Raw genomic sequence first — 25,001 nt, 5'->3', positions numbered from 1 at the left:
CGAGCCTGAGCATCATCAGAGGCCTTCGACTGCCACCGCTGTTGCGCCGGATACTGCGTCCGTTGCTGGACCCGTACCGGCGCTACCGCCACGCCAAACTGATCCATGCGGTGCGGGTTTCGTTGGGGTTGCTGGCGACGATCCTGTTGACCACCGGCATCCATCTGCCCCACGGCGAATGGGCGTCGGTGACCATGCTGGTGGTGATCGGTGGTTTGCAACACCACGGTAATATCGGCAAAAAAGCCGCCGAGCGAGCCATCGGCACCTTGATCGGGGCCGGTGTCGGCTTGTTGCTGGTGGCGCAACAGGCCTGGCTCGGGATGCCATGGCTGACCTATTTCGCGATGTCGGTGGTGTGCGGATTCTTCTCGTACCACGCCATCGGCAAGGGCGGTTACACGGCGCTGCTGTCGGCGATCACCGTGTTTATCGTCGCGGGGCACGGTGACAACCCGGTCACCGATGGCCTGTGGCGCGGGGTGGATATTCTGATCGGCATCGCCTTGGCACTGGCCTTCTCCTTTGCCCTGCCGCTCTATGCGGTGTACTCCTGGCGCTACAACCTGGCCGATGCGTTGCGAGACTGCGCGGCAATCTACGGCCGCATCATCAAAGGTGAATCCGTCACGGCTGACGAACACCTCAAACTGATGAATCGCTTGAACACGGTGATGATACAACTGCGCTCATTGATGCCCTCGGTGTCCAAGGAAGTGCGAGTTTCCATGACCGAACTCGATGCGATTCAGCGCAATCTGCGGATGTGCGTCAGCATCCTGGAGATCCTCGGCAATAGCCGGCCGAATGCCGATGACTCCGAGGCCATGGCCCATCTGCAATCGGCATTGAAAGTCGAACACCGACAGATTCGGGTGCAACTGATCGGTATGGCCCGGGCATTGAAATCGGGCGCTTCGCAACGGCTCAGCCGGCCAGCCGAGTCGCCATCGGACTCAACGCTCGATGCGCCGGTCTACAGTCCGCTGGATGGCTATCGATTACTGACCCGACAATTGACCGCGAACATCGGCGAGATGCGCCAGCGCTTGGCGAAGAGCGCACCGCGCTGGAACATCTGAGGCTGTTTATTGTGTAGCCACCCGCCGAAGCTTCAGGCCCCAGCCCTGTTGCATCCCGGCGGCGGCCAACAGGATCGCGGCGACACCGATCCATTGCAGCGGCTCCAGGCGATGGCCGAAGGCGAACCAGTCAACGAAAATCGCCGCAATCGGGTAGATGAACGACAGCGCACCGGTCAGCGCTGTCGGCAGTTTTTGAATCGCGCCGTAGAGCAACACATACATCAAACCGGTGTGCACGATGCCCAAGGTCACCAGACTGGCCCAGGCACTGGGCGTTTGCGGTATCGCCGAGAAGTGCGCAAAGGGCGCGAGCAACAGCACGCCGGTGCAGACCTGGATCAACGCGATCAGATGCGGCGGCGTGCCGGTCAGGCGTTTAATGATCAACGCAGCAATCGCGTATAGAAAGGCAGCCCCCAGCGCCAGACCAATCCCCATCAGGTAATCGTTGCCGCCCTCGCCCTCCTCGCCATGGGCGCTGACAATCGCCAGCATCCCGAGAAATGAAATGCCCAGCCAGAACAGTTTCTGCAGGGTGATCTTCTCTCCCAGAAACAGCGCGGCCAACCCCACCAGCATGAATGGCTGGACGTTATAAACTGCCGTGCCAATGGCAATCGAGGCGCGGGAGTAGGACGCGAACAACAGCACCCAGTTGCCAACAATCGCCACACCGCTCAGTACCGCCAGCAAGAAGGTGGTGGAGGTCAAAATGCCAGGGCGCAGAAAGCCGAACGCCGCGCAAATCAGCAATAAGGTGGCGGCACCGAACACGCAGCGCCAGAACACCACGTCCAGCACCGGTTGGCCGGACACCAGCACGAACCAGCCAATGGTCCCGGAAATCAGCATGGCGGCGGTCATCTCGAATGACCCGCGACGTAGTGTTCTGTCCATCATCAACCTCCTGTGTTTGAGCCCAAAGTATGCCAATCCACCGAGGGGCTTCTCCAGAGCAAAAAGCAGGCTAAACTCGGCTTCTGCCTTTTTTATCAAGGCTTATTCAGCTGATTGCCTAACAGGGGATTTGCCATGACCGACGACATCGACCAAGTGCTGATCAGCGCGTTGATGGAAGACTCACGCCGCTCGCTCAAGGCCCTGGCCCAGATCAGCGGCCTGTCCTCGCCCAGTGTCGCCGAGCGTCTGCGCCGTCTCGAAGAACGTGGCGTGCTCAAGGGCTATACCGTCGAGATCGACCCCAAATGCTTCGGCTATCAACTCCAGGCCATCGTTCGCATTCGCCCGTTGCCGGGCCAGTTGCAGGAAGTAGAGCGGCAGATTCAGGCCATCCCCGAATTCACCGAGTGCGACAAAGTCACTGGCGACGACTGCTTCATCGCCCGCCTGCATGTGCGCTCGATGGAACAACTGGACACCCTCCTCGACCGCCTAAACAGCCACGCCGAAACCAACACCGCCATCGTCAAGAAGACCCCGGTCAAACGCCGGCTGCCACCGATGGCTTGAGTGCTGTTTTATTCGCAAAGGCGTAGATTGGTTTTTTTCCGGCGAAGGATTGGCGGTATGAAAACTTAAGTCATGTTACTGGCGGCACTGATGCTCGCTGGCTGCGGTACGTTCCAGACCGTGGTGCGCAGTGACGAGGCAGCGGCAAAGAGTCTCAAGGAACAGAAAACCTACTGCGGTGCGGTTCCACGGATCTATAGCGGCGTGACTTATGACTTTTGCAGCCTGCATGCGGCCCCGGGCCCAGGCATCGATGAGTACCAGTACGACAACGGCACGCCCATTGTGCTGATTGACGTAGTCATTTCCGGCGCTCTCGACACCCTGCTGCTGCCCTACACCATTTATAGGCAGCAGGCTGATGGCAGCATTGTCATTGCCGAATAAGGAGCAGGTGAATGTTGTCTCACGTTTTTATCGGTATCACCGACTTCGATCGTGCATTAGCGTTCTACCAACCGATCATGGATGCACTGCAGTTGCAGATGAAATTTTGCGACCCCGACAAACCCTGGGCTGCGTGGATGAGCAAGGATGCACCGCGTCCACTGTTCGTCATTGGCACTGCGTTCGATGAACAGCCGGCCACACCGGGCAATGGGCAGATGATCGCGCTGCTTGCGCCAAGTCGCGAGATCGTCAACCGCTGTCACGCACTGGCCATGACTCATGGTGGATCCTGCGAGGGGCCGCCCGGCCTGCGTCCGCACTACCATCCCGACTATTTCGGCGCCTACATGCGCGACCCGGACGGCAACAAACTCTGCGTGTGTTGCCACAAACCGGATTGACACCAACGAGCTGAGCCAAATCACAGACAATAAAAAACCCGCCGAAGCGGGTTTTTTACTCAAGGCTGGCGATCAATCATCGCGGCTCATGATGCCGAACAGTTGCAGCAAGCTGACGAACAGGTTGTAGATCGACACATACAGGCTGATGGTCGCCATGATGTAGTTGCGCTCACCGCCGTGGATGATGGCGCTGGTCTGGAACAGAATGCACACCGACGAGAACAGCACGAAACCTGCGCTGATCGCCAGTTGCAGACCGCTGATCTGGAAGAACAAGCTCGCCAGAGTCGCGCCCAGCAGCACAAAGAAACCGGCTGTGATGAAACCACCGAGGAAGCTCATGTCCTTGCGGGTGATCAGCACATAAGCCGACAGGCCGCCGAACACCAGCGCGGTCATCGCGAAGGCCGAACTGACCACTTCCGCGCCGCCCTGCATACCCAGATAACGGTTGAGGATCGGGCCGAGTAGGAAACCCATGAAACCGGTCAGCGCAAACGCAGAAACCAGGCCCCACGCCGAGTCACGGAGTTTGTTGGTGAGAAAGAAAAGGCCGTAGAAGCCGATCAGCACCACGAAGATATTCGGGTAGCCGACACGCATCTGCTGCGCAACAAACGCCATCACGCCGCTGAATGCGAGGGTGAGAGCGAGTAAGCCGTAAGTGTTGCGCAGGACGCGGCTAACCTCTAGCTGCTCAGCCTGCACGCTGTTATTAACTGCGTAATCCTGTTCGCGCATGGCGACACTCCTGTTGGGTTTGAAACGTTCAGTCGCAAAGATCATAACAGACGCTCTGTAACAAGCCATGCAGAGAGTTTGACAGTGTGTTTCATTCAGGTATTATGGCGCCCGCAACGCAAACGGAGGTGTGGCCGAGTGGTTTAAGGCAACGGTCTTGAAAACCGTCGACTGTAACAGGTCCATGAGTTCGAATCCCATCGCCTCCGCCATCTTTATACGACAAAGCCCTGATTTTTCAGGGCTTTGTTGTTTCTGGGGTACGCAGCTTCTGTCGCAGCGCTTCTGGATCGTTTCCGCATCTTTTCGGCCATTTCCGCAACCCTACCTCTCCGCCCCCTCCTCCCGCCCAAATCAAATAGCTCGATCAAAACGTGAAGGATGCGTTTGATGTTGTGCGATAGGCAGCTTTCGGGCCAGAAGCAATGGGATGGACTCCTCCTCACTTCGGCATCTTGAGTGCCAGACTGAAAGTGCGAACCACAGTCAACAGTGAGAAGGAGTCCACACATGAAGCTTATGCGAATTGGGGTCGACCTGGCCAAGAACGTGTTTCAGATTCACGGCGTGGATCGTCATGAGCAACCAGTCTGGCGGCAGCGTTTACCTCGTGATCGCTGGCTGCAAACGGTGCTGGACAAGATCGAGCCCGGCTGTGAGATCGGCATGGAAAGTTGTAGCGGTGCGCACCATTGGGCGCGGCAGCTACAGGCACGCGGATTTCAGGTGAGGCTGATCGCGCCTCAGTTCGTCAAACCGTACGTCAAGAGCAACAAAAACGACGCCAACGATGCCGAGGCAATCTGTGAGGCGATGAGCCGCCCCAGCATGCGCTTCGTCGCCGTCAAGACCATCGAACAACAGGATATCCAGGCGACGCATCGCATCCGGCCGGCTTAATTGAACAGCGGACCGCCAAAGCCAATCAGGTTCGTGGGCTGATCGCCGAGTACGGCCTCATTGCGCCGAAGGAGTTACTGATGCTGCGTCGCGCAATACCGTGCTGGCTAGAAGACGCGGATAACGGTTTGACGATACGTTTTCGTCGTCTGCTGAAGGGTTTGTGGGATGACCTGCGCGCACTTGATGAGCGCGTGGGCGAACTCAATGGCGAGATATCTGCGATCGCGGCATGTGAGCCAATGGCCGTCCGTTTACAGCAGCTGCGTGGAGTCGGCCCGATGATTGCCACCGCGCTGGTTGCTGCCATCGGTGATGCCAGTCAGTTTGCCAACGGCCGACAACTGGCCGCCTCGCTAGGGTTGACGCCAAAGCAACACAGCTCTGGCGGCAAGGATCGACTGCTTGGCATTAGCAAACGCGGGGATGCTTATCTGCGAACGCTGATGATCCACGGTGCGCGGTCGGCACTGCGCACAGCAAAATCCAAAGACGATCGACTCAGCCAGTGGGCTGTCCGTTTAGCCGAACGTTCACATCCCAACGTGGCCGCTATCGCACTGGCCAACAAAACTGCACGCATGGCCTGGGCGATGCTGCGCAACGGCACTGATTACCAACCGGATCGGGCAGCGGCCTGAATTATTCACTCCAGGAGAATCACCCCCACACCACGATTGCGAAGCAACCCGAGCAATGGCAAACCGGTCGAACCGGCGTCGGCAAAACCCTCTAATGTCCAGGTGCGTAAAGCACGTAGAAGCGATTGGGAGCCGACGCGCGAATAGCCCATCATGGCCCTGCATCAAAACGATGCCGTTGTAAGAGGCCGAATATACGTGTGCAGTCGGCACGGGCGCCAAAGCGAAGGAGGCTTGCAACGAGGAGGAGTCCATATACGGACACTGGGTATGGATTGCAGATCTCGTACAGACACTACTCAAGAGGCTATGCAGACCTGTTCGAACCACGCGGCAAAGGTTGGCGATAGCTGTCATGCCGGTCCACTTCCGTCCAAAAGCTTTGGGATGCGCTGTTAACGAGGTTCGCCGCTGCCTGCTACCACATCAGCACATTCAAATTGCATCGGATTTCACCCCCGGCACCACGGGAAACCCGCGCAACTTGGCCGACCACGTCACCATCAGCGTGGCCACCAACAGCACCAGTAGTGCAGGAGGGAATGCTTCTACACCGAGTCGGTCGAGTAGCAGACCTCCCACAATGCCCCCGCCAGCAATTGCGATGTTCCAAGCAGTCACGAGCATGGATTGTGCGACATCTGACGCGTCGCCAGCAGTTCGGACCAATGCCGTTTGGAACAACGTTGCGGCACCGCCAAAGGCTAATCCCCACGCGCCAATCGCTACGAAAACGGCAACGGGTTCGGTGGCTGCTATACCCAGCACCATCGCTGAAATGCCAAACAATGCGGTACTCGCCAGGGTCAGCACGCGCAGGTACTGGTCGATTAACAGCCCAACAATCCAGATTCCCAGCAGCGATGTGATTCCGAAGACCAGCAGTACTACATCCGTCTGCGCCCCCAGGCCGGCCACTTGCAGAAACGGGGCGATGTAGGTGTAGAGAATGTTGTGCGCAAGGACGAACGCCAGTACCACGAAGAGCACGGGGCGAATGCCCCACAGTGTGAATACATAGCGCAGCGACAGACGTTTTTGTTCAGCCTTTCCGGCGAAGTCCGGCACGTTGAAGCGCACCCATGCCATCAGCAGCACGGCCAGCAGGCTCATGATGCCGAAGCACATGCGCCATCCCAGGACGTTGCCCAGAAAGGTTCCGGCCGGGATGCCCAACGAGAGCGCCAGGGGTGTGCCCACCATCGCAATCGCGATGGCGCGGCCTTTGCGGTGTTCGGGCACCAGGCGCGCGGCATAGCCGGCCAATAACGCCCACAATAGCCCCGCCGCAACGCCGGCCAGAAAGCGCGCCGCGATCGTCAACGTGAAGCTGGTCGAGAACGTCGTGACCGTGTTGGCAATGGCAAAGCCGGCGATGGCAGCGAGTAGCAAGGGACGGCGACGAAATCCTTGTGTGGCCGCCGTTAACGGCATGGCGGCCATTAGCGATCCAATGGCATAGGCGGTGACGGTTTGCCCGACCCACGCCTCGGAGACGGCCAGCCCCTGTGCCATCTGCGGCAGCAGACCAGCCGGCAGTGCTTCGGTAAGGATGGTGATGAAGGCGGCCATTGCCAGCGCCAACAAGGGTGCATAAGGCATGCGATCCTGCACTTCCGAGTTCATTGGCCTAGCTCCGCGACGCCGTATACCGCGTCCCGCAGGTCGGTTACGAACCGTCCCGACATGCCCTCGTACAACGTGTTGGTGAAGGCGACGACACTCAGCTTCTGCTGTCGATCCACACACCACGAATGGCCATAGGCGCCACCCCAACGCCAGGTGCCTGGCGACTCGGGGGTGACCGCCAAGGCCGGATCGCGCAGTATCGAGAACCCCAGACCAAAGCCGAACCCCGGTGCAGCGGGCAATTCCCGGCCGCCGGTTTGATCGCGTGCCATCTCCTCGACGAGTGCCGTGGACAGCAGCTCACCGCCGCCGCGACGCAATGTTTCAAGGAGGCGCAGGAAGTCCTCGGCTGTTCCGGCCATGCCGGCACCACCCGACGCAAACGCCTGCGGGTTGAAGATGCGGGCGGGGCTGAACGGGATGCCGATCGCCCCCTCGAACGGCGAAACGATTTCGCCTTCGGCCAGCGCATGGGGCTCGGGAGTCGCACTGACGTAGGCGGTAGGCACGCGCGATGGGTCCAGCGCGGCAAAGCCGGTATCGGTCATTCGCAGCGGATCAGTCACAAGCTGGCGCACCGCATCAGCCAGTTGCTCGCCCTGCACCCGCTGAATCACCGCCCCTAGTACATCGGTTGCCACCGAATAGCCCCAGGCCGTGCCGGGCTCGTACAGCAGCGGCACGCTGGCGATGCGGCTCAGGTTCTCGGTGAGGCTGACGGTGGACGCATCCATACCGTCCGAGACACCGGCCTGTGCATAGGGGCCATGCGCATCGGCTTCGAAAAAGCGATAGCCAAGCCCCGCCGTGTGACTAAGCAAATGCCGCACCGTGATGCGGGCAGCACGTCCATCAGCCAACTGTGGCCGAAACTCGGGCAACCACTGCTCAACGCTGTCATCCAGACCGAGACGGTCTTGCGCTACCAACACCAGGGCCGCCGTCGAGACAATAGGTTTGCTGACCGATGCCAAGCGAAACACCGCCTCTACGCTCATCGGCAACCGCTTCTCGCGGTCGGCCCAGCCGGCCGCCTGGCGATGGACCAACTCGCCATCGCGGGCCACCAATACTACCGCGCCAACCAGTCGCTGCTGCTCCAGCGCTTGCTGGACCGTTGCTTCAATGCGCGCGGACAATTGACGTGAAAGCGTGCCCGTGGATAAAGCGATTTCGGGGAGGGTCATGCGCAGTTCCTTCTGAGAGTGGAGAACCCCGCCACGATAGAAAGTCTAGGATTAAAGAAAAACTGGGGTAGAGTTCCATTTTATGCGGAGCAGAACATCCGCAATGGAGGGCAGCATGGACAGCTTGAATGGCTTTGTGGTGTTTGTGCAGGTCGCTGAAAGTCGCAGTTTCGTTGCGGCCGGTCGAATGCTGGGGGTGTCGGCGTCGGCCATCGGCAAGAGCGTGGCGCGGCTGGAAGAGAAGCTCGGTGTTCGCCTGTTTCACCGCAGCACGCGCAGCGTCACGCCGACTGCCGAAGGCATGCTGTTTCTGGAGCGCAGCCGTCGGATTCTGGCAGAAATCGAGGCGGCTCAACTGGAACTGTCGCAAGCCAGCGTCGCTCCACGTGGACGCTTGAGGGTCAGCCTGCCCTTGGTCAGTTCACTGGTACATCCGGTGCTCGGCGACTTTATGCGTGAGTACCCGGCCATTGAATTGGACCTAGACTTCAGCGACCGCCTGGTCGATGTGATCGAGGAAGGTTTCGACGTCGTGGTCAGAACCGGCGCGCCTACGGATTCGCGTTTATCGGCCCGTAAGCTCGGTTCATTCCGTTCGTTGCTGGTCGCCTCGCCGGACTACCTGGCAGCGCGTGGTACGCCAAAAGTACCAACCGATCTGCTGCAGCACAGCTGCTTGCACTACCGTTTCCCCAATAGCGGCAAGCTGGAAACCTGGGCCTTGCGTCGTACTGCTGAGGAGCCCGAGTTAGCCTTGCCCATTTCGATGATCTGCAACACCATCGAAACCCGTTTATGCTTTGCCTTGCGGGGACTGGGCATCGCCTATCTGCCAGAGTTCTCCGTGAGGCAGGCGCTCACCGAGGGGCAGCTGTGGACCGTTTTGCCAGAGCACACAGAGCGCAATGGCGAGTTTCATTTACTCTGGCCTTCCAGTAAACACCCTTCTCCCAAGGTGCGGGTATTCGTCGACTTCCTCTGCGCCCGGGTTTTTCCGGGGAGAAAGGGGACGCCCATTAGCCGGTCTCAAGTCAAGGTTAAAAGCCACCGCGCCCTGCAGTTTTTACCTGCAGGGTTTGTCCTTTAACTCAACCTGATCGGTTGAACCCATCGAACCCGTTTCCTCATCATTGGCTACGACCGAGTCGTGCCTGACACCCATGTGGATCAAGCGGTAGCGCTACAGCAAGCACCGCCCTGGCAGTGACCTGCCCCAGAGAAACGTTGGTGCCGACAATGTGTCCAAAACGTGTCACAGAACTGTGGCTCGTGCACAACACACGTCCAGTCCCAACGGGCTCACTTGGCAGACGACCCGGTTACAACACACTCAGGCGGTGACAGCCGGCCGCCACTCAGATTTTATGGTTCACACCAGTCCCCTTTTGGTTGGCCGGCCATCACCTTAACTCGCCCGTCAGGCGAAACAGCGTTTGGCATCGAAAGGTTGTTTCTCCTTCAGGATGTGATAACTCGCCCGCGCCAGTTTGTGCGCCAGCGCTTTAGTGGCGACCACCGCATTGGTCTTGGCTTTCTTTTTCTCGAAAAAGCGTTTGGCATCGTCACTGAAACGCCGGGCAAAATTAGCCGCTTCGATAAAGGCCCAGATCAAGTAAGCGTTGCCGTTCTTGGTGTTACCTTCGCCCTTTTTCTTACCGTTGGAGTAATGCGCACTCTTTACGCATCGGGCATAAGAAGCGAAGTTGCCCACGTCGGCAAAGCGCTCAATATCTCCGTCTCCAGCATGATGACTGTGGCCAGCACTTCAATTCCTGGCATCGTTTTTAACAACGAAACCGCTGGGCGTAGGCTGACTTCATGCAGCAATCGCTCCTCGAGAAAATCAATTTGCGCCTGCACCGTCTGGATGATGGCGACATTGGCTTTCATCGCCAGAGCCACATCCGTTGGCAGGCCCAGCCTGTCGACGGATGTGGCTGACAGCCCTTTGACTTCATTGCAGCTCAATCGCTGGCCAAACTGGCGCGCCATGATGTTTTCGACGGCCAGAATGTGCTGCGTTCTGCTGCGCACCAACTGAATACGTTTGCGCGCCAGATCACGCAGTGCCCGTTCTTGCGGCGGATGAATATAGCCGGTCGGCAAAATCCCGAGTCGCAGCAAATGCGCGAGGAACGCCGCATCGTCCTTGTCGTCGGAATGCTTTAGCCCGTCGTAGCGTTTCATCGCCACAGGACTGGCCAGTTTGACCTCGAAGCCCGCCGCCTTGAGGCCATCGATCAGCCAATACCAGTTGTACGTCGACTCGACCACGACACCGAGCAGTTCGGCACGGTGCGGTTCGAGCAGCCCGATGATGATCGGCAACTCATTGGGACAGCGCCGACTGACCAGTACCCGGTCCGTTTCGTCGGTAACTACCACAACGCTGTTGTTCGAATGCAGGTCTATGCCACAGAATTTCATCACGGCCTCCTCACAGCAAAAGACTAAGTTCGCACCTTGAATTTTGCGCCACCTCCGTGAGGTGGGGAGGCCGGCTAGATGATTCTCAGATTTATTTTCACTAATCTAAACGTCCGCTATTGGCTGTTTTCTGCCTGTCACAACTGACGGAAATCGACCCATTGCAGACATTGGCAATGGTCGAGGTTGACCGCCCATATCGCTGCAAGCAGCATGCCGGTCAGAATAATCTCGCCATTACGTTGATGCCAGGATGCCTATGTCTGTCGATCTTTATGAGTTGCTGGAAAGCGTAAACGACGAGCAATCCTTCATTGGATTTATGGCGGCTCTCGGTGATGATTTCTCCCGGGAACGTTTGTTGGAGGAGACTTCTCCATCATCTCCCTTTGGGCCTGGCGCCTTGGGGTGGGAGAACGGTTCTGTTGACACCTTTCTTGATGCTGCAGCTTCGTGGGCAACCGCTAGCCTCAGGTGTTCTCTGACGAACGCTTCTGTATTGAACGTATGGCAGCGCTGTGCGGCAATTTTGCTCGCTGGTAAATTTTATGAGTGAACGCTAGCAGGAGTGGAAGTGCTGAACGACAGATTATTGGGTTTGAACCAGCAAATCGACAAAGCTACCACTACAAATTGACGACTTTGGCAGCTAGAAGTCCAGCTTTGAACTCGGCGTCACCGAGATTAACTTCATGGCTTATTCTCCGCGCAAGTTCATCGACCTCTGCACTCCAAGCAACGACTATGGCGGCGTCGGGTCCACCGCATTGAAAGACAAACCCTGGCTATTACTCACTTGCCATGAATTCCCCCCACCCGTCTCGCTGAATACAACGCTGTCGAACTGCGAGTCCTTCAACCCATCGATCTGCACCTTGGCCGGGCCACTGAAGCGTACGCGTTCGAACACCAAGCCTTGATGCCAGGCGTTGCTCTGGCTATCGCCCTTGACCTCGATCGCCTTGCCTTGCGCATTCTCGACGCTCACATCGCTGACTCGAATATCCCTGAACTGCCCAGGAACTATTGAACGCCGGTAATCCAGTTTGGCGTTCGGGTCGTTGTAGTCGAGGGTGAAAATGAAGGCCTGTTTGACGGTATTGCGAATCGCCGAATCGCGGAAGGTGACGTTCCGCGCCCCGCCCCCCATGAAGTTTGTACTTTTCATTCGCAATCCCGCATCGGTGCCGTCAGAGACGTTATCCTCGGCGAGGATGTTCTGAATCCAGGCCCCCGTGTGGCTGCCGGCAACCACCATGCCATGACCTTTGCGAAAGTAGTTGTTGAAGATCCACGCATCCTCCTGCGGCTTTTGATGCACCGCATCGGCACCGGTGCCAGCCGCGAAATTGACGCAGTCATCGCCGGTGTCGAAGAAGTTGTTGAAGACCATCGCGCCTTTGCTGTTGGCGAACTCGATGCCGTCGCCGTTGTTGGCGTCATAGGTCTTGTGCGTGGTATTGGCCAGCACCACGTTTTCGGTCTCCAGGTTCATGATCCCGTGGAACGCCGGATTCAACACGGTGAAACCGCCGTAGAAAACGTTTTTCACATTGCGCAGGGTGATCAGCGAAGAACGCATCTGCCCGTAGGCATCCTTGACATTCATGCCACGCGCCACCGCTTGCTCGACTTGAGCCTTGGCGAGAATGCCGTCTTGCTGGTAGCGCGTGTTATCGCTGGGCAGGTAGAACGGTAATGGCTGACCACGCTCGTCGACGATATCGGTGCGCCGCTTCCAGCCATTACCGTCAAGGGTGCCCTTGCCAACGATACGGATGTTCTCGAAGGACTGGTGTTGACGTGGATCGCGCGGCAAGGCGTTGATCAGCGAGGCCGGGCGCACTGTGCTCGAATACGGGTACTGAATGTAACCCTCCTGCGGATAGTCTTCGGCGCGCTCGGAACCCAGCAGTGTCGCGCCCTCGGCGATTTCCAGGGTCATGTTGCTTTTGAGATAAAGCGCGCCGCTTTTGTAGATGCCCTTGGGCAACAACACCTTGCAGCCAACGGTACAGGCTTCGATAGCATTCTGGATGGCCAGAGTATCGAGGCTGCTACCGTCGCCCTTGGCGCCGTACTTCTTCACGTCGAACACCGGCGCAACCTTCGTCGTACGTTGTACGAGGGCCGGACTGTCAGCCGATTCCTTGCCATCGGCACCCACTGCACGCACGGTGAAACGGTATGAGGTGTCGGGCTTGAGACCTTGGGCGGTGTAGCTGTGAATGCCTATGCGGTAGTGGAAATTCGCGGTGTCCTGCTCGTAGAAGTGGTCGATATAGGGCTTGGCTGGCGATACCCCGGTCATTGTTGGTGTTGCTGCTGCCCAGCAGGACGCCGTTGGCATAGACCCGGTAGTCCTTGATGTCGGCGTGATCCGCAGGTTTCTCCCAGACCAGAATCATTTGCTGATCATCAAAGGCCAGGGTCGGCACTTGCAGTTTCGACGGTGCTTGCAGCGCCCACGATGACAGACTGCAACTTACGGCCAGGGCGGCGATCAGTGACCGCGCCAGAAAGTGTTTGGGCAGAGCAACAGCGGGAGGTTGATACGGCATGTCGTTTTCCTTGTCTTTGCCAGTCATCACGCCAGGGGGCCTGAACCCAGAAGGTCAGGCCGACAGCCCGGCTTCTTCGAGGGTATTGACTACGATTGACGAACGTCTGCCGTGGCATTTCCCGTACAACCATGGACAAGGCTTCGACGTCCGGCAGCAGGCCCACCAATGCGGCCAACACCGCCGAAGCCAAGCTGCGTTGCTGCTCGGCACTGCGCCCGGCGAACAGATAAAGGGCCACATGGACGAAATCATTCTGGGTAGCCCCGCAGCGGTAATGGACAAAACCGTTGAGTCGAACCTTGATATCCCCCGGCTTGAATACGCCAAAGGCGTCGAGGGCATCGTGCACGGTGGCCAGCAGGGTCTGCTCGCCGACGCTATGGGCCAGGGTTACGGGGCAATCGATGAGGCAATGGGGCATGGTTGTTTCTCCGCAAATCGGTCGGTTCAAACGGCCATTTGGCGCTCGGACTCTTGGCTGAAATCACGGCTGGCCTGCACCAGCATTCTTGTATAGGTGTGGGTCGCCAGGTCCTGACTGAGTGCCTTACTGTCGAGCAGTTCAACAATCTTGCCCTGCTGCATCACCGCCACCCGATCACACAGGTGCGTCACCACACCCAGGTCGTGGGTCACCATCAAATACGTGAGCTTCTCGCGCTGGCGCAGGTCCGCCAGCAAGTTGAGGATTTCCGCCTGCACCGAAACATCCAGTGCCGACGTCGGCTCATCCAGCAGCAAGACCCTGGGTTCAAGAATCAGCGCACGGGCAATCGCCACTCGCTGGCGCTGACCGCCGGACAACTGATGCGGATAGCGATAGCGGTAACTGTCGTTCAAACCCACCTTGAGCAGGATCTCGCTGATCCGGTCGTCCTTGTCCGCTACCCCGTGAATAATCAGCGGCTCGCGCAGCGCAGTGTCGACTGTATGGCGCGGATGCAGGGAACCATAGGGGTCCTGAAAAACCATCTGCACTTGCCGGAAATGCGCCTTGGGAATCTTGTGCTGCAACGGCACGCCGGCAATGCTCAGCTCGCCGTTCCAGTGCCGATACTGCCCGGCCAGGCAACGCAAAACAGTGGTTTTGCCTGAGCCGGACTCCCCTACCAAACCAAAGGATTCACCATCGGCAACGCTGAGGCTGACGTCGTGCAGCACTTGATTGAGGGCCGGGCCAACGCCGAAACTCAGGTTCAGCGCGTGTGCTTGGATCATGGGCATGGTCAATTCCTCAGCAAGTCAGCCAGAGCGGGTCGCGTTGCAGCACCGGCAATCGTTCGCGACGATTGTCCATGCTCGGCAATGCCGCCAGCAGGCCACGGGTATAGGGATGTTGGGCGTGTTGCAGGTCGCAGGCAGCCAGGGATTCCACCACCCGCCCGGCGTACATCACCAGCACGCGGTCACAGTAGTTGCGCACGAGGTTGAGTGACTGACAAAAATCAGCCCCATCTCCTGCTGCTCAACCAATCTTCGAGCACGCTGAGCACTTGCTGGCGCACCGAGACGTCGAGGGCCGACGTCGGCTCATCGGCGATGATCACTTGCGGACGGGTGATGACCATCATCGCGATCATGATGCGCTGGCCCATACCGCCGGAGACCTCATGGGGATAGGTTGTAGACCCGCTGCGGATCGCGGATATGCACCTTTTCCAGCATTTCCATCACCCGCTCGCGGGCTTCGCTGCGGCTAGCCTTGTGGTGGGCCAGGTACGCCTCGGCATCTGGTCGCCGACCTTGACCACCGGGTTCAGCGAGTACTTGGGGTCTTGCATGATCATCGAGATGCGCTGACCGCGAATCTTTTGCATGACTTTTTCACTGGCCGACAGCAAATCGACTTCACCGAACTGCATGGCCTTGGCGGTGATTCGGGTACTGGCCGGGTGCAACTTGAGCAGGCTGCGTCCCACCGTTGATTTGCCCGAACCGGACTCGCCAACGATGGCCAGTTTTTCGCGCCCCAGGGTGAAGGACACATCCCGTACCGCGTGGGTTTCTTTCTGACCATTGACGAAGCGCACATTGAGCCCTTCGACGTTCAATTTGATTGCAGACATACAGCCTCCGGTTACTCGCTGCGCGGATCAAGAATGTCCCGCAGGCCGTCGCCCAACAGGTTGAAGGCCAGGCTGACCAGCATGATCGCGGCGCCTGGAACAGCCACCAGCCACCAGCACTCAAGCATGTAGCGGCGACCAGTCGATATCATCGCGCCCCACTCCGGTGACGGTGCCTGGGCACCCAGACCGAGAAAGCCCAGCGCCGCTGCGGTCAGGATGATCCCGGCCATGTTCATGGTCAGGCGGATAATCACCGACGACATACACATCGGGACGATGTGCCGCAGAATAATTCGCGATGTCGAAGCGCCTTGCAGCTCGACCGCCACAACGAAATCCGCCTTGCGCAACGACAGGGTTTCGGCCCGTGCCAGCCGCGCAATCGGCGGCCAGGAGGTCAAGGCAATCGCCACCACCGCGTGTTCGAGGCCAGGACCCAGGGCCGCGATAAACGCCAGCGCCAGTACCAGGCTGGGGAAGGAAATGAAGATGTCGGTCAAGCGCATGAAGACCGTGTCCACGAGGCCGCCGTAATAGCCGGAGACTGTGCCGATAAACAAGCCGATAGGACCGACAATCACCGTGACCAGCGTGATGATGTACAGGGTGATGCGTGAGCCATAGACCAGCCGGCTAAAGATATCCCGGCCGTATTCATCGGTGCCGAACCAGTGAGCGGCGCCGGGCGCCTGTAGCGCGTTGGCGAGGTTCTGCGCCACCGGATCATGAGTGGCTATCCAGGGGGCAAATGCCGCGACCACAACCAACAGCATCGCGACCAGTAGCCCGGCCAGGGTCATTGGGTTACGCAACAGGTGGTGCAGCACTTTCAGGCCGCTCTTGCACAAGGCATCGAAGCTGGACCCGGGGGTACGATCCACCTGCCGTTTGGCGTTGGAATCGGTAGAAGACATGTTGGCAATCATTGGCATGTTCTCGGGTTGAATTCAGGATCACCCAGCGCGTCCACAGACACGACCGGCCGCATTCAGCGTTGCTTGTAGACGCCCAGGTAACGCGTCGCCTCGGCATCATCGCCAGCGAAACCCTTGACGTCGGCAGCGCTGACCACGGTGTCGGTCATCTGCGAAATCATCAGGATCGGCCCGATCTGTTGGTCGTAGAGTTCCTGCGCCTGGTGATACAGGTTGAGCCGCTGCACCCCGTCGCGTTCGACCCCGGCCTGGTCGATCAGGCTATTGAGCTGCGGGTTAAAGAACGAGGCACGCCAGCCCTGGAAGTTCGGCAAGCCGGCGTCATCGCTGTTGTTGGGGTTGTAGGCGAACGTCCGCAGGCTGAAATACGGATGCGGATACCGCTCGGCGCCACGGGCGACGATGATCTCGAAATTTCGCGCACGCATCGCGCCGTACACCTGATTACCAGTGCCGGTGACGATGCTGGCCTTGATCCCGCCTTCGGCCAGCGTCGCTTGCAGGCGCGCGGCGATGTCGATGAAGGGTGGCTCCGATAACGTACGAATGGTGGTGCTGAAACCCTCGGGGTAACCGGCTTCGGCGAGCAGTTTTTTCGCCTTGGGCACGTCCATGTGATAGCCCGGATCCGGCAGGCGCGCTTCCAGGCTCAGTTGCATCGGTTGCTGATTGAGCTTGCCGTAATACGGCATCACCTGTTCGTCCAGGCCCTTGTAGTCGATCAGGTTGCGCACCGCTTCGCGCACCTCGGGCTTGGCGAACTCAGGCTGTTTCATGCTCATGGCCACGTAGTACATCGTGCCGCGCGGTAACGACTGCACCTGAATTTTTTCCGAACCGTCGATGGCGCGAATGTCTGGGGCGGCCATGCCGTAGGCCAGGTCAAGGTCACCGCGTTCAAGCATCAGGCGCAGCGACTGGGATTCGGTCATGTGACGCACCACCACACGTTTGAGCTTGGCCGCACCGCCCCAATAGCCGTCGAAACGGGTCAGCAGCAGAGAGTCATTGGCGGTCCATTTGGTCAGTACGAATGGGCCGCTTCCTGCTTCGTTGGTCACCAGCCAGCCGGCACCCAGATCGCCATTTTTCTCATGCGCCAGTGCCGTCTTGCGGTCCACCACTACGGCGCTGGGCGAGATCGCCAGCGAGTCGACCAACAGCAGCGGGTCCATTGTTTGCGGCAAATCGATAACCAGGGTGTGGGCATCACTGGCACGGATCAGCGATTGAATGTTATCGACGTTGTAGCCGTAGGCTTTCCAGGTCGTCGCCAGACCGAAGTTGAGTTTCATCACCCGGTACAGCGACCAGGCGACGTCTTCGGCGGTCAGCGGATTGCCGGAGTGGAACTTCACATCCTGACGCAGATGAAACGTCACCTGCTTGCCGTCCTCGCTGATCGCCCAGCGCTCGGCCAGTTGCGGCAAGTGTTTTTCCGGATTGCCCTGATCTCGCTTGATCAGCGTGTCGTAAAGGTTGGCGTTGACGCCGGACGCATCCAGGCCGGGCGCATTGGCCGGATCGATGGAGAACAGATTGACCATGCTCATGCCGACGATCAACTGATCGGCCGGCGTCTTGGCGTTGGCCAGCGTCATCGGCCCGAGAGCCAGGACCGCCGCCATCAGGCCAGCGTGCAGTTTGGTAAATGCAGTCGTCATTAAAGAATCCTTCTTTTTATAGTTTTAGTGCTGCTGCGTTGCGCGTTAACGGGTGCGTGGATCGAAGACCTTGTACAAGGCATCACTGATCAGATTGAGCGCGACGAAAATCAGACCGATCACCAGCACGCAGCCCATCACCGCGTTCATGTCGCCGAGCATCAGACTGCTGGTCAGGTACTGGCCAAAACCGGGCCACGCAAACACTGTTTCGATGAGCACCGCGCCTTCGAGCAGCGAGCCATACGCCAGCGCTACCACTGTCAGCAACTGCACGAGGATGTTGCGAAAGGCATGCCCCCAGACCACTTGGCGACGTGACAGCCCCTTGACCCGAGCGGTGATGATGTACTCCTGGGAAAGCTGTTCGAGCATGAAGCTGCGCGTCATCCGGCTGATATAAGCGACCGAGTTCAAGCCGAGAATCAGCGCTGGCAGGACGATATGGCGCAAGGCGCTGGCGAAGGCTTCCCAGTCTCGCGCCAGGGCCGAGTCGATCAACAACAGGCCGGTGACGTCGGGAACCATGCCGTCATAGGCCAGGTCGATCCGCCCGGCACCGCCGGCCCAGCCCAGCCAGGCGTAGAACACCAGCAGGCCCATCATGCCCAGCCAGAAAATCGGCGTGGAGTAACCGAACAAGGTGATCACCCGAGCCACATGATCCCCAAGGCGTCCCTGATTACTGGCCGCGCACACGCCCAGCGGCAAACCGATCAGAACACCGAACAGAATGGCCAGGGTCGCCAGTTCGATGGTCGCCGGGAACACCCGCCGGATATCGTCGAGCACTGGATGACCGGTCAACAGCGCGTTGCCGAAATCGCCATGGAGCAAGTCGTTGAGGTACAGGCCGAACTGAGTCCAGATCGGTTTATCCAGCCCCATCGCCCGGTACACCTGGTCGTAGGTGGAACTGTCCGCGTCCGGCCCGACCACCGCCAGTACAGGATCGAGCGGCATGACCCGGCCGATGACAAAGGTCAGGGCCAACAGGCCGAGCAACGTCACCAACACCGTAGTGGCGCGCTGGACGGTATTGGAAGCGCGAGCGCCCATGACAGAGGCAGTCATAACAAACATAGTGAGCTCCTGATAAATCGGTCACCGCTGTAGCCAAGACGCGAGGCTCACCCCGCGCGGTTTTCAGCGCTTCTTGTAGACATCCTTGTAGCGCGTGGTCGCTGCCGTGTGGCCTTGAAAGTCGGCAACATCGGCGTAGATCAGCACCGTGTCGGTCATCTGCGAAACCGGCAAAATCGCGCCCACCTGTTGATCGAGTTGCTCCTGGATTTTCCGGTACTGGACCAGTTGTTTGTTGGCGTCAGGCTCGACTTCAGCGCTCTCGATCAGTTGGTTCAACTCTGGGTTGTAGAAAGAAGTGCGCCAGCCCTGGAAGTTACTCAACTTGGCCTCGTCGCGGTTATCCGGGTTGTACACCAGCGTGCGCAAACTGGAGTGGGGATGGCGCTCTGCCCCGCCACCACCGCGTCCGACGATGATGTCAAAGCTGCGCTCACGCATGGCGCCGTAGATCTGGTTACCGGTGCCGGTGATGATGCTGGCCTCAATCCCGGCTTGAGCCAGCGTCGACTGCAAGTTGGAAGCGATGTTGATAAAGGGGGGCTCGGCCAGCACGCGGATGGTGGTCTTGAAGCCGTTGGGGTAGCCCGCGTCGGCTAACAGTTTTTTCGCTTCATCGACATTCAGCCGATAACCGGGATCGGGCAAGCGTGCGGCGAGGCCCAGTGGCAACGGCCGTTGATTGATTACGCCGTAGTGCGGCATGACGGTCTGGTTGATGCCTTGGTAGTCAATCAGTGAACGCACCGCCTTACGCACGCGTGCATCGGCGAACATCGGTTGCTTCACACTCAACGCTACGTAATAGAGCGTGCCGCGCTGCAGGGTTTGCGTGCGCACCTTGTCGCTTTTTTGCAGGGCTTCAATATCCGGCGCGGACATGCCTTTAGCGATGTCCAGGTCGCCGCGCTCGATCATCAAGCGCAACGACTGCGACTCGGTCATGTTGCGCATGACGATGCGTTTGAGTTTGGCAGGACCACCCCAGTATCCGTCGAAGCGGCTCATCAGAATCACGTCGTTGGCACGCCAGTCATTGAGCACGAAGGCCCCACTGCCGGCCGCATGGGTCACCAGCCAGGCGGCGCCCATGTCGTTGTTCTTCTGATGTTCGAGGACTTTCTTGCGATCGAGAATGAACGCACTTGGCGAGGTCGCCAGGGTATTGAGCACCAGCAGCGGATCGGTCGGCCGTGGCAACTCAATGACAAAGGTATTGGCATCCGTGGCGCGCATAGAGCGCTCGACGTTCTCGGCACTGAAACCGTACGCCTTCCAGGTCGAGGCCAACGCCAGGTTGAGCTTGAGTACCCGTTGCAGCGACCAAGCGACGTCTTCGGCAGTCAAGGGGTTACCGGACTGGAACTGCACGCCGGTGCGCAGGGTGAAGGTCAGGGTCTTGCGGTCATCGCTGACCTGCCAACGTTCAGCCAGGGCCGGTAGCAGGCGATCAGGCTGGGCGACGTCTTGCACCAGCAACATGTCATAGAGATTGGCATTGATCTCCGACACATCCAGCCCGGTGGCTGCCGCAGGGTCGAGGGACAGCAGGTTGATCATGCTCATGCCGACAATCAGTTGATCGGCCGGCGTCTTGGCATAGGTGACAGGTACAGCGGCGACCGCCAGGGTGGCCACCAATACCCGCGCCCACAGCGAAGGAAAAATGCTCATAGCGAGAGTGCCTTTCTTATATTTATAGGGCTTTCGGACGGCCCGGCATGCACCGGGCAACCCGTGTACTCGTCAGAAACTGTTAAGCGTATGGGTCTCGATAAACTCGAAATCGATCTCTTCACCCAGGCCCGGCAAATCGGACAGGTGCACAAAACCATCGTTGTCCATCGGGTCGACCAGGCGCTTGAGGTACGCCGGCACCTCGTCGTAATCCAGGTACGGGTGCAGCAACCCACGCTCATACCAGGTGCAGTTTTTTATCGCCCCGACCACCGCCAGGTTCGCTGCGCCATTGCCATGGATTTCGCAATCCATGCCGAAGGATTCGGCCATGTGCGCGACCTTCAGACACGGTGCGATCCCCCCAACCCCGGCCACACCGGCCCGCAGGATGTCGCAGACGTCGTGCTTGACCCAACTGGCACGACTCAGGTGTTTGCCGGACAGGGTTTCCGGTCCCAATACCGGGATGTCCAGTTGGCCCGCCAGCCAGGCATAGGACTCGGCGGACTCTTCCATCATGGGTTCTTCGAACCAGGCAAAGTCGAGCTTCTCCAACTCGCGCCCGATGTAGAGCGCATCGGTGCGGCTGTACCAGTGATAACCGTCGAGCATCAAGGCGATGTCCGGCCCCACCGCTTCGCGCACGGCGGCGCACGCTTTGACGTCGATGCGCGGGCTTGGGGCGAAGGACACGGGCGGCATCCAGGTGTGCAACTTGATCGCCTTGTAGCCACGCTTGACCAGGGTTTCGGCGAAACGCCCGTAATCTTCTGGCGTCGCCAAGCCGCCAGGCAATTCGTCGCCGCACATGGTGGAGCCGTAAGCCGGGACCTTGTCGCGAAAGCCACCAATCAACTTGTGTACCGGCACGCCAAGTTTGCGCCCCGCCCAGTCCCACAACGCTTGTTCCACCAAGGCCAAGGCACGATCGGTCAACTGGCTGGCACTGCCGCGCTGCCAGTGCGCCAGGTCGTGCCAGATTTTCTCGCGATCAAACGCGTTCTGTCCGACCAGCACTTTGCGCACAAAACCGTCCAGCACATAAGGACGAATCAGTTCCGGCGCACCGAAGGCATAGCCTCGCTGCCGTCTTCGGTCTGGATGCGCAGCAAAGCCATTTGGGCTTGGGAGACATCACCGGGGTGAGCATGACCGGCGCTGTCCACTGCGCGGCGGGTCGGGTAGGCAAATACCTGGACGTTGACTGCTGTGATTCTCATGGACGTCTTTAGCCTTCTTATTGGATTTGTGACAGGAATGTCGTCTGTTGTCGCCGATCATATGTCATCGTACAACGCATGAAAAGACCCAATAAATAACCTACAACCCCTGCCTTTTTCCTCCATATCCAACCAAAACGCCCGTATTTAAAGACAACAAAGGAATAACAAGCCTCTTTTGAAAGCCCTATTCACATGGCACATGTGTAACAATATGTTTCCAAAGCAGCAATAACCCATAGACGAGTCATCTTGTCGTACGATAACGTATATCAGTGCCGCAAATGAGATCCATACGCAACACCATGCTGCTCGTAGTACACGTCAAACGACCCTAACAAAAACAAAAAAGAAGACCGTATGAACACCACCCTACGCACGCTCGTTACTGTCGCGACCCTCAGCCTGCCCTTCTGTGTCAGCGCTGACTCTGCCAGCATCAACTACCGCCACCAGTACACCGAGGACGACAGCGCCCACGCTGACCGAATCAAGTTCAACTACCGTCTGGACAGTGGACTGGGGTTTGAAGCGGAGATGAAATACCGCACGGCCGGTGACCGCAAAGATGTCGCCTACGACAACATGGTCAACAACGGCCATGAGTTCACAGTCAGCTACAACTACAAGCTCAGCGCGCAATCAACGCTGACCCCAGCCTTCCAGATGGACAGCTCGAAGGACTCGACCACTTACAAGTTCGGCCTCAAGTACAACTACAAAATCAACGATGCCTTCTACGTCGCCACGCGCTATCGCCTGGACGCCAAGAAACTGGATCGAGACCAAGTCAATGAAGACATGCCCGACCACATCAAGGATGACCAGACCACCAACCGCTTTGAAGGTTGGCTCGGGTATACACCGGCGAACAAGTGGGCCTACGAATATCAGTTCATCTATTTCAAGACCGACTACATCCGCTACGACAACAAGAAGAGCGATTACGAACAGAACCTGATCGTCAAATACAAACTCACCAAGAAATGGGCGCCGTTCATGGAAATCGGCGACGTAAAAGTCGACTCCACCTCCCCCGATCGCCAGGCGCGCTGGCGCTGGGTGTCCAGTACAACTTCATGTAAAAACTGGCCCGATGCTGCCTGGCGATCGCGCATCGTTCACCAGGCAATGTCAGGCCCCTAAACCGACACGCAACGATAGTTCAATGGAAGACCTGACCATGACCACGCAACCCACTTCGCACAAACCCTTCAACCGCATTCTGCTGACAGGCGCCGCCGGCGGCCTGGGCCAGATCCTCAGAGAAACCCTGCAGGCTCACACCGAAATCGTCCGGGCCTCGGACATCAGCCCCATGACGCCCAGCCGTGGCCAACACGACGAAGTGATCAGCTGCAACCTGGCCGACAAGGCCGGAGTCGCGGCACTGGTCGAAGGCGTCGATGCCATCGTCCATCTGGGCGGAATTTCAGTGGAGCGGCCCTTCGAAGACATCCTCTCGGCAAATATTTGCGGCACCTTTCATATTTATGAGGCGGCGCGGCAACACGGGGTCAAGCGGATTGTTTTTGCCAGCTCCAACCACGTCACCGGTTTCTACCCGCAAGACGTCGAACTGGATGCTCACTCCCAGCGCCGACCGGATGGCTATTACGGTTTGTCCAAGGCTTACGGCGAGGACATGGCGACGTTTTACTTTCACCGCTATGGCATCGAAACGGTGAGCTTGCGGATCGGCTCATCGTTCCCGGAACCGCGCAATCTGCGAATGCTCTCGACCTGGCTGAGTTATCCAGACCTGGAGCACCTGGTAGCGCGCGCCCTGCTGGCCAGCGATGTCGGACACAGCGTGGTGTACGGTGTTTCCAACAACCGTGATCAGTGGTGGAATAATCGCCATGCCACTCACCTGGGCTTTGCCCCGCAGGACAGCTCGGAAGTCTTTCGCGCGCAGATAGAGCAACAACCCAAGCCTGCCGCGGACGATCCCAACAGTCTGTTCCAAGGGGGAGCATTCACGGCTGCCGGGCCGTTCGGTGACCTGTCGGAAACACACCAATGAATGCCGAACTCATCGTCGACGCACGCAACGCAACGGGCGAAAGTCCGGTCTGGCAAGCTCAGGAGAATGCGTTGTATTGGGTGGATATTCCCACGGGGCGCTTGCACCGGTGGCAGCCAGACGGAAAGACTGACTGTTGGCAGGCGGACGAAATGCTCGCCTGCATCGCCCGTAGTCCGGCGGGTCATTGGCTGGGGGCGCAGGAAAGTGGAATGTTCAAGCTGGCGCCCCAGGCAGACAGTCGCCTGAGTGCAGAAAAACTCGTCGGCGTCGAACATGCCCGGCCACAGATGCGCTTCAACGATGGACGCTGCGACCGCCAGGGACGCTTTTGGGCCAGCACGATGCAGACCAACATGGGCGCCGACGCGGTCGGGACACTCTATCGCTACGATCCGGATACCCGTCAGCTTACTGCGCAAGTGGAAGGTCTGGTGGTGCCCAATGGTCTGGCCTTCAGCCCCGATGGCAGAACCCTGTACCTGTCCGACTCGCACTCAACCCGGCAGCACATCTGGGCGTTTGACTACGATATCGACAGCGGCACGCCACACAACCGTCGCCATTTCGTCGACATGAACGCCCACCCGGGTCGACCGGACGGCGCGGCTGTTGATTCGGAGGGCTGCTACTGGATCTGCGCGATTGATGCCGGCCTGGTGCTGCGTTTCACGCCCGAAGGAAAACTTGATCGCTCGCTGCCACTGCCGGTGAAGAAACCGACGATGTGTGCCTTTGGCGGCGCCCGACTCGACACGCTATTTGTCACTTCGATTCGCCCGCAAGGCATCGACCTCAGTGACCAGCCTTTAGCGGGCGGTGTGTTCGCCTTGAATCCAGGTGTTAAAGGTCTGCCAGAACCCATGGCACGAGCCTGAAGCCTGCG

The 25,001-nt window shown here is 58.7% G+C and carries 21 protein-coding genes, 1 tRNA gene and 5 pseudogenes; 11 read left to right on the top strand and 16 right to left on the bottom strand.

Annotated features, from left to right (window positions below; genetic code table 11):
* Positions 1–38 precede the first annotated feature (38 nt).
* Positions 39–1,082 (top strand): FUSC family protein, encoded by a 1,044-nt coding sequence (locus PSH65_RS13305; RefSeq protein WP_305426985.1) that lies wholly within the window; start codon positions 39–41, stop codon positions 1,080–1,082.
* A 6-nt stretch (positions 1,083–1,088) separates the two neighbouring features.
* On the opposite strand, the gene PSH65_RS13300 is transcribed toward PSH65_RS13305, so the two are convergent.
* Positions 1,089–1,982 (bottom strand): DMT family transporter, encoded by an 894-nt coding sequence (locus tag PSH65_RS13300; RefSeq protein ID WP_305426594.1) that lies wholly within the window; start codon positions 1,980–1,982, stop codon positions 1,089–1,091.
* A 135-nt stretch (positions 1,983–2,117) separates the two neighbouring features.
* Between PSH65_RS13300 and PSH65_RS13295 the strand changes: the two genes are divergently transcribed.
* The 3 genes from PSH65_RS13295 (at position 2,118) to PSH65_RS13285 (ending at position 3,346) form a co-directional block, all read left to right on the top strand.
* Positions 2,118–2,555 carry an Lrp/AsnC family transcriptional regulator gene (locus PSH65_RS13295; protein ID WP_008006559.1) on the top strand — a complete coding sequence of 146 codons (438 nt, stop codon included), beginning with the start codon at positions 2,118–2,120 and terminating at the stop codon, positions 2,553–2,555.
* A gap of 72 nt (positions 2,556–2,627) precedes the next feature.
* The gene (locus PSH65_RS13290) at positions 2,628–2,942 is read left to right on the top strand and encodes a YceK/YidQ family lipoprotein (protein WP_305426593.1); all 315 of its coding nucleotides are present in this window, start codon (positions 2,628–2,630) and stop codon (positions 2,940–2,942) included.
* Between the two features lie 11 nt (positions 2,943–2,953).
* Positions 2,954–3,346, top strand: a complete 393-nt coding sequence (locus PSH65_RS13285; RefSeq protein WP_305426592.1) for a VOC family protein — start codon at positions 2,954–2,956, stop codon at positions 3,344–3,346.
* 72 nt (positions 3,347–3,418) lie between these two features.
* On the opposite strand, the gene PSH65_RS13280 is transcribed toward PSH65_RS13285, so the two are convergent.
* Positions 3,419–4,090 (bottom strand): Bax inhibitor-1/YccA family protein, encoded by a 672-nt coding sequence (locus PSH65_RS13280; protein WP_007898177.1) that lies wholly within the window; start codon positions 4,088–4,090, stop codon positions 3,419–3,421.
* A gap of 124 nt (positions 4,091–4,214) precedes the next feature.
* Between PSH65_RS13280 and PSH65_RS13275 the strand changes: the two genes are divergently transcribed.
* Both PSH65_RS13275 and PSH65_RS13270 read left to right on the top strand, forming a co-directional pair.
* Positions 4,215–4,302: transfer RNA gene (locus PSH65_RS13275), tRNA-Ser, on the top strand.
* Between the two features lie 298 nt (positions 4,303–4,600).
* A pseudogene (locus tag PSH65_RS13270) lies at positions 4,601–5,631 on the top strand (IS110 family transposase).
* A gap of 435 nt (positions 5,632–6,066) precedes the next feature.
* On the opposite strand, the gene PSH65_RS13265 reads toward PSH65_RS13270, so the two are convergent.
* Together PSH65_RS13265 and PSH65_RS13260 are read right to left on the bottom strand one after the other, a co-directional pair.
* Positions 6,067–7,257: an MFS transporter gene (locus PSH65_RS13265; RefSeq protein ID WP_305426591.1), complete on the bottom strand. Its 1,191-nt coding sequence runs from the start codon at positions 7,255–7,257 to the stop codon at positions 6,067–6,069.
* A complete protein-coding gene (locus PSH65_RS13260) occupies positions 7,254–8,447 on the bottom strand; it encodes a serine hydrolase (RefSeq protein ID WP_305426590.1) in 1,194 nt (397 codons plus the stop codon). The genes PSH65_RS13265 and PSH65_RS13260 overlap by 4 nt, the downstream gene beginning before the upstream one ends.
* A 115-nt stretch (positions 8,448–8,562) precedes the next feature.
* Between PSH65_RS13260 and PSH65_RS13255 the strand changes: the two genes are divergently transcribed.
* Positions 8,563–9,534, top strand: coding sequence for a LysR family transcriptional regulator (locus PSH65_RS13255; RefSeq protein WP_305426589.1), 972 nt, complete (start codon positions 8,563–8,565; stop codon positions 9,532–9,534).
* A gap of 330 nt (positions 9,535–9,864) precedes the next feature.
* Here PSH65_RS13255 and PSH65_RS13250 read toward each other — a convergent pair whose 3' ends face one another.
* Positions 9,865–10,158, bottom strand: coding sequence for a transposase (locus PSH65_RS13250; protein ID WP_305426588.1), 294 nt, complete (start codon positions 10,156–10,158; stop codon positions 9,865–9,867).
* On the bottom strand, positions 10,125–10,874 hold the full coding sequence (locus PSH65_RS13245; RefSeq protein WP_305426587.1) for a transposase: 750 nt from the start codon (positions 10,872–10,874) through the stop codon (positions 10,125–10,127). Before PSH65_RS13245 ends, PSH65_RS13250 begins: the two co-directional genes overlap by 34 nt.
* Before the next feature lie 259 nt (positions 10,875–11,133).
* Between PSH65_RS13245 and PSH65_RS13240 the strand changes: the two genes are divergently transcribed.
* Positions 11,134–11,430, top strand: coding sequence for a hypothetical protein (locus tag PSH65_RS13240; protein ID WP_305426586.1), 297 nt, complete (start codon positions 11,134–11,136; stop codon positions 11,428–11,430).
* Between the two features lie 186 nt (positions 11,431–11,616).
* Here PSH65_RS13240 and PSH65_RS13235 read toward each other — a convergent pair.
* The 10 genes and pseudogenes from PSH65_RS13235 to PSH65_RS13190 form a co-directional block, all read right to left on the bottom strand.
* Positions 11,617–13,369 (bottom strand): annotated as a pseudogene (locus tag PSH65_RS13235) (glycosyl hydrolase family 28 protein).
* Complete coding sequence (locus PSH65_RS13230) at positions 13,293–13,859, bottom strand: 5-carboxymethyl-2-hydroxymuconate Delta-isomerase (protein WP_305426585.1); 567 nt, start codon at positions 13,857–13,859, stop codon at positions 13,293–13,295. Before PSH65_RS13230 ends, PSH65_RS13235 begins: the two are co-directional and overlap by 77 nt.
* Before the next feature lie 26 nt (positions 13,860–13,885).
* Positions 13,886–14,662: an ABC transporter ATP-binding protein gene (locus tag PSH65_RS13225; RefSeq protein WP_305426584.1), complete on the bottom strand. Its 777-nt coding sequence runs from the start codon at positions 14,660–14,662 to the stop codon at positions 13,886–13,888.
* A 10-nt stretch (positions 14,663–14,672) separates the two neighbouring features.
* Positions 14,673–14,861 (bottom strand): hypothetical protein, encoded by a 189-nt coding sequence (locus PSH65_RS13220; protein ID WP_305426583.1) that lies wholly within the window; start codon positions 14,859–14,861, stop codon positions 14,673–14,675.
* 22 nt (positions 14,862–14,883) lie between these two features.
* A pseudogene (locus PSH65_RS13215) lies at positions 14,884–15,504 on the bottom strand (ATP-binding cassette domain-containing protein).
* Positions 15,505–15,515: 11 nt separating this feature from the next.
* Positions 15,516–16,433 carry an ABC transporter permease gene (locus tag PSH65_RS13210; RefSeq protein ID WP_305426582.1) on the bottom strand — a complete coding sequence of 306 codons (918 nt, stop codon included), beginning with the start codon at positions 16,431–16,433 and terminating at the stop codon, positions 15,516–15,518.
* Between the two features lie 62 nt (positions 16,434–16,495).
* A complete protein-coding gene (locus tag PSH65_RS13205) occupies positions 16,496–18,106 on the bottom strand; it encodes an ABC transporter substrate-binding protein (RefSeq protein WP_305426581.1) in 1,611 nt (536 codons plus the stop codon).
* Positions 18,107–18,151: 45 nt separating this feature from the next.
* On the bottom strand, positions 18,152–19,165 hold the full coding sequence (locus PSH65_RS13200; RefSeq protein WP_370694698.1) for an ABC transporter permease: 1,014 nt from the start codon (positions 19,163–19,165) through the stop codon (positions 18,152–18,154).
* 87 nt (positions 19,166–19,252) lie between these two features.
* A complete protein-coding gene (locus tag PSH65_RS13195) occupies positions 19,253–20,863 on the bottom strand; it encodes an ABC transporter substrate-binding protein (protein ID WP_305426579.1) in 1,611 nt (536 codons plus the stop codon).
* Between the two features lie 72 nt (positions 20,864–20,935).
* Positions 20,936–22,089 (bottom strand): annotated as a pseudogene (locus tag PSH65_RS13190) (mandelate racemase family protein).
* 360 nt (positions 22,090–22,449) lie between these two features.
* Here PSH65_RS13190 and PSH65_RS13185 point away from each other — a divergent pair.
* The 3 genes and pseudogenes from PSH65_RS13185 to PSH65_RS13175 all read left to right on the top strand — a co-directional run bounded on the left by PSH65_RS13185 (position 22,450) and on the right by PSH65_RS13175 (position 24,993).
* Positions 22,450–23,174: pseudogene (locus tag PSH65_RS13185) on the top strand (oligogalacturonate-specific porin KdgM family protein).
* A gap of 98 nt (positions 23,175–23,272) precedes the next feature.
* Positions 23,273–24,115, top strand: coding sequence for an NAD(P)-dependent oxidoreductase (locus PSH65_RS13180; protein ID WP_305426578.1), 843 nt, complete (start codon positions 23,273–23,275; stop codon positions 24,113–24,115).
* Entirely contained in the window at positions 24,112–24,993 is an 882-nt protein-coding gene (locus PSH65_RS13175) for an SMP-30/gluconolactonase/LRE family protein (protein ID WP_305426577.1), read from the top strand. The genes PSH65_RS13180 and PSH65_RS13175 overlap by 4 nt, the downstream gene beginning before the upstream one ends.
* The last annotated feature ends 8 nt before the right edge of the window (positions 24,994–25,001 follow it).

Origin of the sequence: Pseudomonas sp. FP603 (genome assembly GCF_030687415.1) — a bacterium.
In the GTDB taxonomy this organism is placed as follows: domain Bacteria; phylum Pseudomonadota; class Gammaproteobacteria; order Pseudomonadales; family Pseudomonadaceae; genus Aquipseudomonas; species Aquipseudomonas wuhanensis.
Note: the sequence above shows the minus strand (reverse complement) of the source record. Positions and strands in the feature narration are given on the sequence as shown.

Excerpts from the sequence above, each read along its gene's own strand:
- PSH65_RS13210 (WP_305426582.1), bottom strand. The coding sequence starts at position 16,433 with ATGATTGCCAACATGTCTTCTACCGATTCCAACGCCAAACGGCAGGTG.
- PSH65_RS13300 (WP_305426594.1), bottom strand. The coding sequence starts at position 1,982 with ATGGACAGAACACTACGTCGCGGGTCATTCGAGATGACCGCCGCCATG.
- PSH65_RS13200 (WP_370694698.1), bottom strand. The coding sequence starts at position 19,165 with ATGGGCGCTCGCGCTTCCAATACCGTCCAGCGCGCCACTACGGTGTTG.
- PSH65_RS13205 (WP_305426581.1), bottom strand. The coding sequence starts at position 18,106 with ATGACGACTGCATTTACCAAACTGCACGCTGGCCTGATGGCGGCGGTC.
- PSH65_RS13265 (WP_305426591.1), bottom strand. The coding sequence starts at position 7,257 with ATGAACTCGGAAGTGCAGGATCGCATGCCTTATGCACCCTTGTTGGCG.
- PSH65_RS13295 (WP_008006559.1), top strand. The coding sequence starts at position 2,118 with ATGACCGACGACATCGACCAAGTGCTGATCAGCGCGTTGATGGAAGAC.
- PSH65_RS13290 (WP_305426593.1), top strand. The coding sequence starts at position 2,628 with ATGTTACTGGCGGCACTGATGCTCGCTGGCTGCGGTACGTTCCAGACC.
- PSH65_RS13230 (WP_305426585.1), bottom strand. The coding sequence starts at position 13,859 with ATGCCCCATTGCCTCATCGATTGCCCCGTAACCCTGGCCCATAGCGTC.
- PSH65_RS13255 (WP_305426589.1), top strand. The coding sequence starts at position 8,563 with ATGGACAGCTTGAATGGCTTTGTGGTGTTTGTGCAGGTCGCTGAAAGT.
- PSH65_RS13225 (WP_305426584.1), bottom strand. The coding sequence starts at position 14,662 with ATGCCCATGATCCAAGCACACGCGCTGAACCTGAGTTTCGGCGTTGGC.
- PSH65_RS13195 (WP_305426579.1), bottom strand. The coding sequence starts at position 20,863 with ATGAGCATTTTTCCTTCGCTGTGGGCGCGGGTATTGGTGGCCACCCTG.
- PSH65_RS13245 (WP_305426587.1), bottom strand. The coding sequence starts at position 10,874 with ATGAAATTCTGTGGCATAGACCTGCATTCGAACAACAGCGTTGTGGTA.
- PSH65_RS13285 (WP_305426592.1), top strand. The coding sequence starts at position 2,954 with ATGTTGTCTCACGTTTTTATCGGTATCACCGACTTCGATCGTGCATTA.
- PSH65_RS13240 (WP_305426586.1), top strand. The coding sequence starts at position 11,134 with ATGTCTGTCGATCTTTATGAGTTGCTGGAAAGCGTAAACGACGAGCAA.
- PSH65_RS13180 (WP_305426578.1), top strand. The coding sequence starts at position 23,273 with ATGACCACGCAACCCACTTCGCACAAACCCTTCAACCGCATTCTGCTG.
- PSH65_RS13280 (WP_007898177.1), bottom strand. The coding sequence starts at position 4,090 with ATGCGCGAACAGGATTACGCAGTTAATAACAGCGTGCAGGCTGAGCAG.
- PSH65_RS13260 (WP_305426590.1), bottom strand. The coding sequence starts at position 8,447 with ATGACCCTCCCCGAAATCGCTTTATCCACGGGCACGCTTTCACGTCAA.
- PSH65_RS13175 (WP_305426577.1), top strand. The coding sequence starts at position 24,112 with ATGAATGCCGAACTCATCGTCGACGCACGCAACGCAACGGGCGAAAGT.